Below are 7,757 nucleotides of genomic sequence, written 5' to 3'. Positions count from 1 at the left end.
TACCAAACGGAAAATCTCTCTTTCCAAATTCTTCCGAAACTTCTCTTGTTCATAATTGCTTTCTTTCATCTTCTTGCTTTTTAGGAGTCAACCTTATTTACAAAAAGACATCAAACGAAGACGGGAGATAAATCCATGTCATTTAACGAATCTTCATCTTGAAAAAGGGAGAATACATCTCCAAATTATTACAAAAGCATTCTATTGATGAACTTTTATTCCATAATTTCTCATTTGTAATATTAATTTGTTACTTTTGCAACCTAACATCAAAAAGCTTGGTAGAAATGAATGTTACCATCATAAAATATAATGCAGGAAATATCTATTCGGTAGATTATGCGCTCAAACGTTTGGGTATTACACCGGTGATTACGGCTGATCCGGAATTAATCCGGAAGGCTGATAAAGTGATATTCCCCGGAGTAGGAGAGGCCTTTACCACCATGGAATATCTGAAAGCCCATCAGATGACAGACTTGATATGCGGATTGAAACAACCGGTATTGGGTATTTGCTTGGGAATGCAGCTTATGTGCCGCTATTCGGAAGAAGGAAATGCCGATTGTCTTGGTATTTTCGATGTAGATGTCAAGCGTTTTATCCCGCAACGCCATGAGGATAAAGTACCGCACATGGGATGGAATACCATTACCGACTTGAAAGGTGGTCTGTTCAGTCCGGCACTCGAAAATCAGTTCGTTTACTTTGTGCACAGCTTTTATGTGCCCCTTAACGAGGCTACGGCGGCTACGACCGAGTATATCCTGCCTTTCAGTGCTTCTTTGCATAAGGATAATTTTTATGCCACGCAGTTCCATCCGGAAAAGAGTGGCTCGGTGGGTGAACAGATATTAAAGAACTTCCTTAATCTGTAAACGTATGATTGAACTGATACCAGCCATAGACATGATAGAAGGGAAATGCGTCCGTCTGACGCAAGGAGATTATCAGACCCGGAAGGTCTATAATGAAGATCCCTTGGAAGTAGCCAAGCAGTTTGAAGATCATGGCATCCGTCGCCTGCACATGGTGGATCTGGACGGAGCCAAGGCCGGACATATTGTGAATTACAAAATGTTGGAAAAGGTAGCCGGGCATACCGAATTGACAATCGACTTTGGTGGCGGTTTGAAACGGAATGAAGATTTGCGTATCGCCTTCGACTGTGGTGCACAGATGGTAACGGGCGGAAGTATCGCCGTCAAGAATCCGGATAGCTTCTTATCCTGGCTGAAACAATACGGCAGCGAACGGATCATTCTGGGAGCCGATGCCAAAGACCGGAAGATTGCAGTGAATGGTTGGGAAGAAGGCACAGCCCTCGACTTGATTCCTTTCATCCATGATTATCAGGAGAAAGGAATCCGGAAGATCATCTGCACGGATATCGGAAGAGACGGGATGTTGCAGGGACCGGCAGTCGACTTATATAAGGAAATACAGGAACAGGTTCCGGACATTTATCTGATTGCCAGCGGAGGTGTCAGTTCGATAGCCGATATCGAACGCCTGGCAGAAGCGGGCATTCCGGCCGTGATTTTCGGGAAAGCCATTTATGAAGGGCGGATCAGCCTGAAGGAGTTAGAACAATTTAGTAACTGATTAATCAAAACATATATGTTAGCCAAGAGAATTATCCCCTGTTTGGATATCAAAGAGGGAAAAACGGTAAAAGGAATCAACTTCGTGAATTTCAGAGACGCCGGTGATCCGGTTGAACTGGGAGCCGCTTATAGCCGGGCTGGTGCGGATGAATTGGTTTATCTGGATATTACCGCTTCTCATGAAGGAAGGAAAACTTTTACGGAATTGGTTAAGAAAGTGGCTGCCAATATCAGTATTCCTTTTACAGTAGGCGGCGGAATCAATGAGCTGCAGGATGTAGATCGCCTGTTGGGAGCCGGAGCGGATAAAGTATCTGTTAATTCGGCTGCTATCCGGCGTCCTGAACTGATTGGAGAAATCGCCTCGCATTTCGGCAGTCAGGTTTGCGTGGTAGCAATCGATGCCAACTGGGAAAACGGAGAATGGATCTGTTACCTGAACGGAGGCCGTATCCCGACCGATAAGCGATTGTTTGACTGGGCCCGTGAAGCCGAAGAGCGAGGCGCAGGCGAGATCTTATTCACCAGCATGACGCACGACGGTGTCAAAGAAGGTTATCCGAATGAGGCCCTGGCTTATTTGGCCGATACTTTGCATATCCCGGTCATTGCTTCCGGTGGTGCCGGAAAGATGGAACATTTCCGGGATGCATTCCGTTTGGGAAAGGCCGATGCTGCTTTAGCGGCCAGTGTATTTCATTTCGGAGAGATCAAGATTGAAGAATTGAAGCTATATTTGCAACGCGAAGGAATAAATGTAAGAATATAATAAGATATATAAAGATATGACGAATTTGGATTTTGAAAAAATGGGAGGTTTGCTTCCTGCTGTTATTCAGGATGAGTGTACAAATAAAGTACTGATGTTGGGCTTTATGAATGAAGAAGCCTATCAGAAGACTTTGGAAACAAAGAAGGTGGTCTTTTTCAGCCGTACTAAGAATCGTTTATGGATGAAAGGTGAGACAAGCGGTAATTTCCTGAACGTTGTTTCGATCGTACCCGACTGTGATAACGATACCTTACTGATTCGTGTCAATCCGGAAGGACCGGTTTGCCATACAGGTGCCGGAACTTGCTTTGGCGAGAAGAACGAAGAAGACATCATGTTCCTGAAATATTTGCAGAAGTTTATCGAACGTCGGCGTATGGAAATGCCGGAAGGTTCATATACTACTTCTCTTTTCCAGAAAGGCGTAAACCGGATGGCCCAGAAAGTAGGCGAAGAAGCTGTTGAAACAGTTATTGAAGCTACCAATGGAACAGAAGACCGGTTGATTTATGAAGCATCCGATTTGATTTATCATTTGATTGTTCTGCTGACAAGCAAAGGACTGAGTATTGAAGACTTGGCTCGGGAACTAAAGAAACGTCATAAATAAGATGGAAGACGGTGTACTGCTTCAACTGGAAAACGTGGATATATGCAGGGACGAGAATGTGATCTTGCATCAGGCTTCTTTGTCGTTGCATCAGGGCGAATTTGTGTATGTGATCGGTAAAGTAGGATCCGGAAAAAGTAGTTTGCTGAAGTCGTTGTACTGTGAGATACCGATTTGTGGTGGAGAAGCTCGCCTGTTGAACTATAATTTGCGGAAGATAAAACGGAAAGACGTGCCTTATCTGCGTCGCAAATTGGGAATCGTATTCCAGGATTTTCAGTTGTTGACCGATCGTTCGGTGAATAAGAATCTGGAGTTTGTTTTGCGGGCGACGGGATGGCGCAGCAACAAGGATATCCGAAACCGGATTGAAGAAGTGCTCCAGCAAGTTGGTATGCAGAACAAAGGGTACAAAATGCCGCATGAGCTTTCGGGTGGAGAGCAACAACGTGTCGTAATTGCACGGGCTCTATTGAATACACCGGATATGATATTGGCCGATGAACCGACAGGAAATCTGGATCCGGAGACAAGTGGGCAAATTGTACAACTCTTGCATGAAATTTGTAAAAAAGGAACGGCTGTAATTATGACCACCCATAATTATACGTTGGTTCATAATTTCCCGGCACGCATTGTTAAATGCGAGAATGCCAGTTTAAATGATGTGGATAAGTAAATTATTTATAACTTTGCAACCATATCCTTGTTTGTTGAATGAGAATAAATAAATTATAAGGTAAAAGAAATGAAAGTATTAAAATTCGGCGGTACTTCTGTGGGATCAGCACAGAGAATGAAAGATGTTGCCAAATTGATTGTTGGCGAGAAGAACCTTATCGTATTGTCTGCCATGTCTGGAACAACCAACTCGTTGGTTGAAATTTCAGATTATTTGTATAAGAAGAATCCAGATGGAGCCAATGAGATCATCAATAAGTTGTCTCAGAAATATTTTGGTCATATTGACGAGTTGTATGCTACAGAGGAGTATAAGGAAAAGGCTCGTGAATTAGTGACTTTCCATTTTGATCACATTCGTTCTTTCACCAAAGATTTGTTCACATTGTTTGAAGAAAAAGTGGTGTTGGCACAAGGTGAGCTGATTTCAACAGGCATGATGAATCTGTATCTGCAGGAACAGGGTGTAAATTCGGTATTGTTGCCTGCTCTTGATTTCATGCGTACAGACAAGAATGCAGAACCGGATCCTGTATATATTAAAGAAAAGCTGAATCGTCTGCTGGAAGAAAATGCAGGTGCTGACTTGTATATTACACAAGGATACATCTGTCGGAATGCTTATGGTGAGATCGATAACCTACAGCGTGGTGGTAGCGACTATACTGCTTCATTGATCGGTGCTGCTATCAAAGCAGAAGAAATCCAGATCTGGACTGATATCGATGGAATGCATAACAATGACCCGCGTTTCGTAAAAGGAACGTCTCCGGTTCGTCATTTGCATTTCGAAGAAGCTGCTGAACTGGCTTATTTTGGTGCCAAGATCCTGCATCCGACATGTATTTTGCCGGCCAAGATAAACAATATTCCGGTTCGTCTGTTAAATACAATGCAGCCGGATGCTCCGGGTACATTGATCTCAAATGCAACTGAAAAGGGTAAGATCAAAGCAGTTGCAGCGAAAGACAACATTACGGCTATTAAGATCAAGAGTGGACGTATGCTGTTGGCAACTGGTTTCTTGCGGAAAGTATTTGAGACATTCGAGAATTACCAGACTCCGATTGATATGGTAACAACTTCGGAAGTAGGTGTTTCAGTTACGATCGATAACTGCAAGCATTTGGATGAAATCGTGAACGATCTGAAGAAATACGGTACTGTTTCTGTCGATGAAGATATGGTAATCGTATGTGTAGTCGGTGATTTGGAATGGGAAAATGTTGGATTTGAAGATAGCATTATTCACGCGATGAAGGATGTTGCTGTGCGGATGATCTCTTACGGTGGTAGCAATTATAATGTTTCCTTGTTGGTGAAAGCTTCCGATAAACAACGTGCTTTGCAGGCTTTAAGCGATCATTTATTCAATAATAAATAAACTCGGCAGAAGGTTGCGTCAGAAAGGTGCTTTTAAGAGAACGGTTTTGTGAATTGTTTTCTTGAAACAGGAATCTGACTCAACCTTTTTCTTTTGTTCTTCTTTCATCGGTTCGTCAGGAAGAACAGGCAAAATAAACGCTATTTAATTGTATATAAAATCTTATGTTGAAAGGAAAATTTCCGATAGATAAATTTAAGGAGCTGAAGACTCCTTTTTATTATTATGATGTAGATTTGCTGAAAGAAACTCTTCAGGTTGTCACTACAGAATCAGGTAAGTATGGATATCATGTGCATTATGCAATCAAGGCCAATGCTAATCCTCGTTTACTGTCGATCATTGCTTCGGCTGGATTAGGAGCTGATTGTGTTAGTGGAGGAGAAGTTCGTGCGGCCATTGCAGCCGGTTTCCCTGCTGATAAAGTTGTATTTGCAGGAGTAGGTAAGGCTGATTGGGAAATCAATTTAGGATTGGATGAAGACATCTTCTGCTTTAATGTCGAATCATTGGCTGAACTGCGTGTAATTAATGAGTTGGCAGCAGCGAAAGCAAAGGTTGCTCGTGTGGCTTTGCGTATCAATCCGGAAGTAGATGCTCATACGCATGCTAAGATTACTACGGGTTTGAAGGAAAATAAATTCGGTATCAATTTAAGTCTGTTGAATGGTGTGCTCGATGAAATGAAGACCATGTCGCATGTTCGTTTGATTGGTATTCATTGTCATATCGGTTCTCAGATAACAGATATGTCTGCTTTCCGCAACTTGGCAATCCGTATCAATGAAATTCAGGAAGAACTGGAGAAGAAAGGATTGCATGTCGAGAATTTGAATCTGGGTGGTGGCTTAGGCATTGATTATTATCATCCGAACCATTTGTCAATCCCAGCATTCGACAATTATTTTGCCGTATTCCATAAATTATTGGAATTGCGTCCGGGACAGCAGGTTCACTTCGAACCAGGCCGTTCGGTTGTGGCTCAGTGTGGTTCTCTGATCTCAAAGGTATTATATGTCAAAGAAGGAGAAGTGAAGAAATTCGCCATTTTGGATGCCGGCTTTACTGAATTGATTCGTCCGGCTATGTATGATGCCTATCATCGTATTGAGAACATATCCAGTGATAAGGATGTAGAAGTCTATGATGTAGTAGGACCTATTTGCGAGTCTTCGGATGTGTTTGGAAAAGATGTCGAATTGAATGAGGTTCATCGAGGAGACTATATTGCTTTACGGTCGGCTGGAGCTTATGGTGAGGTTATGGCTTCACAGTATAATTGTCGTCAGCTTCCGGTTGCTTATTATTCGGATCAATTATAAGAGAAATGAGTTTGCTACAATTCAGCCATCTGGAATTAGGTTTGGCAGGATTAACAGCACTCCTGTTTTTGATAGTCCTGCTTTATTGCTTGGTGTTGTACCGGCGACCGTGGAAGTGTCGTACCCAATATGAACCAGTAAAGCAGGATTCATCTTCTTGTCCTCCTGTATCAGTAGTAGTCTATGCTCAGGACAATGAAGAGAATTTGGAGCAGCATTTGCCTGCATTGCTTAATCAGAACTACCCGGAGTTTGAAGTCATCGTTGTGAATGATGGAATCTCAGAAGCCTGTAGTAATCGGTTGAGCTTATTTAAGCGTGACTATCCGTATCTTTACTATACATTTATTCCTAAAGATGCCCGTTATATCAGTAAGAAGAAATTGGCCTTGACGTTGGGAATTAAAGCCGCACGTCATCAAGTTATTCTTTTTACCGAAGCTGATTGCGAACCCTTGTCAGAGAATTGGATTCGTACAATGGTGGAATCATATCAGCAAAAGACAGAAGTCGTATTGGGATATGCGGCATATCCGTATCAAAAAGGATGGATTAATCAATTGATTGCATACGATAACCTGAAATCAGGTTTGCAATATTTGTCTGCGGCTTTGTTAGGTAATCCATTTTCTGGTTCAGGGAAGAACTTGTCTTATACCAAAGATCTTTTCTTCAAGAATAAAGGTTTCTATAACCAGTTATACCTGAAGATAGGAGAGGACAATCAGTTTGTCAATGAGGTAGCCACTTCACAAAATACACTTGTTAATTATTCACCGGAAGCTTTGGTTAAGAAGGGAGAATACTTTCGTCTGAAGAAATGGTCGCAAGAACGTATTGGCTCCATTTCAACACGAAGCCATTCTAAGAATCATTTTTACCGGCTTTTCCTGTTCGAGAATTTATGCTATTGGCTTTTCTGGATAGCGGTAATAACATCCGTTATCGTTGGCTGCGCAGGAAATTTCCTGTTATCTGTTTATGCCGGATTCCTTTTTATCTGCTATTATGTAGTGAAAGGATACTATTTTATTCAATCATCTCGGATGTTGGCGCAAAGAATATCATTTATTAACTTTTTCCCGTTAGATGTAGCTGAAAATGTATATAATCTTTATTTAGATATAGTTAGCTGCTTTAGAAAGAAACAGAATTATGTCTTTCTAATAGAAAAGTAAAAAATAAATAGAATTTTTTCGCTCAAAAGTTTGTATATTCAAAAAAAGTCCCTACCTTTGCACCCGTAATCGAAACGATAACGGTTACAAACAAAAAGAAAAGGTGCCATAGCTCAGTTGGTAGAGCAAAGGACTGAAAATCCTTGTGTCCCCGGTTCGATTCCTGGTGGCACCACTTTGAAGAAAAGCAAAAGACAGTAAAA

8 protein-coding genes and 1 tRNA gene are annotated in these 7,757 nt (G+C 41.8%); all 9 read left to right on the top strand.

The annotated features are described in order from the left end of the window. The first annotated feature begins 287 nt into the window (after window positions 1–287). The 9 genes from hisH to MUN53_RS17745 all read left to right on the top strand — a co-directional run bounded on the left by hisH (window position 288) and on the right by MUN53_RS17745 (window position 7,729). A complete protein-coding gene (hisH, locus tag MUN53_RS17785; protein WP_243326736.1) occupies window positions 288–878 on the top strand; it encodes an imidazole glycerol phosphate synthase subunit HisH in 591 nt (196 codons plus the stop codon). A gap of 4 nt (window positions 879–882) precedes the next feature. Beyond that, window positions 883–1,605: a 1-(5-phosphoribosyl)-5-[(5-phosphoribosylamino)methylideneamino]imidazole-4-carboxamide isomerase gene (gene hisA, locus MUN53_RS17780; protein ID WP_243326735.1), complete on the top strand. Its 723-nt coding sequence runs from the start codon at window positions 883–885 to the stop codon at window positions 1,603–1,605. A gap of 15 nt (window positions 1,606–1,620) precedes the next feature. Then, window positions 1,621–2,376: an imidazole glycerol phosphate synthase subunit HisF gene (gene hisF, locus MUN53_RS17775; RefSeq protein ID WP_022455950.1), complete on the top strand. Its 756-nt coding sequence runs from the start codon at window positions 1,621–1,623 to the stop codon at window positions 2,374–2,376. 16 nt (window positions 2,377–2,392) lie between these two features. Then, window positions 2,393–2,989 (top strand): bifunctional phosphoribosyl-AMP cyclohydrolase/phosphoribosyl-ATP diphosphatase HisIE, encoded by a 597-nt coding sequence (gene hisIE / locus MUN53_RS17770; RefSeq protein ID WP_022455949.1) that lies wholly within the window; start codon window positions 2,393–2,395, stop codon window positions 2,987–2,989. A gap of 1 nt (window position 2,990) precedes the next feature. Continuing rightward, window positions 2,991–3,668, top strand: a complete 678-nt coding sequence (locus tag MUN53_RS17765) for a cell division ATP-binding protein FtsE (protein ID WP_243326734.1) — start codon at window positions 2,991–2,993, stop codon at window positions 3,666–3,668. 69 nt (window positions 3,669–3,737) lie between these two features. Then, window positions 3,738–5,054 (top strand): aspartate kinase, encoded by a 1,317-nt coding sequence (locus MUN53_RS17760; RefSeq protein ID WP_243326732.1) that lies wholly within the window; start codon window positions 3,738–3,740, stop codon window positions 5,052–5,054. Window positions 5,055–5,218: 164 nt separating this feature from the next. Next, a complete protein-coding gene (gene lysA, locus MUN53_RS17755) occupies window positions 5,219–6,376 on the top strand; it encodes a diaminopimelate decarboxylase (protein ID WP_243326731.1) in 1,158 nt (385 codons plus the stop codon). Window positions 6,377–6,381: 5 nt separating this feature from the next. Beyond that, window positions 6,382–7,554, top strand: coding sequence for a glycosyltransferase (locus MUN53_RS17750; RefSeq protein ID WP_243326730.1), 1,173 nt, complete (start codon window positions 6,382–6,384; stop codon window positions 7,552–7,554). Between the two features lie 102 nt (window positions 7,555–7,656). Next, window positions 7,657–7,729 (top strand) — tRNA-Phe (locus MUN53_RS17745). The last annotated feature ends 28 nt before the right edge of the window (window positions 7,730–7,757 follow it).

It is taken from the genome of Parabacteroides faecalis (assembly GCF_022809355.1).
Lineage (GTDB): Bacteria > Bacteroidota > Bacteroidia > Bacteroidales > Tannerellaceae > Parabacteroides > Parabacteroides faecalis.
The sequence above is the reverse complement of the archived record's forward strand: the minus strand, read 5'-3'. Positions and strand labels throughout refer to the sequence as shown.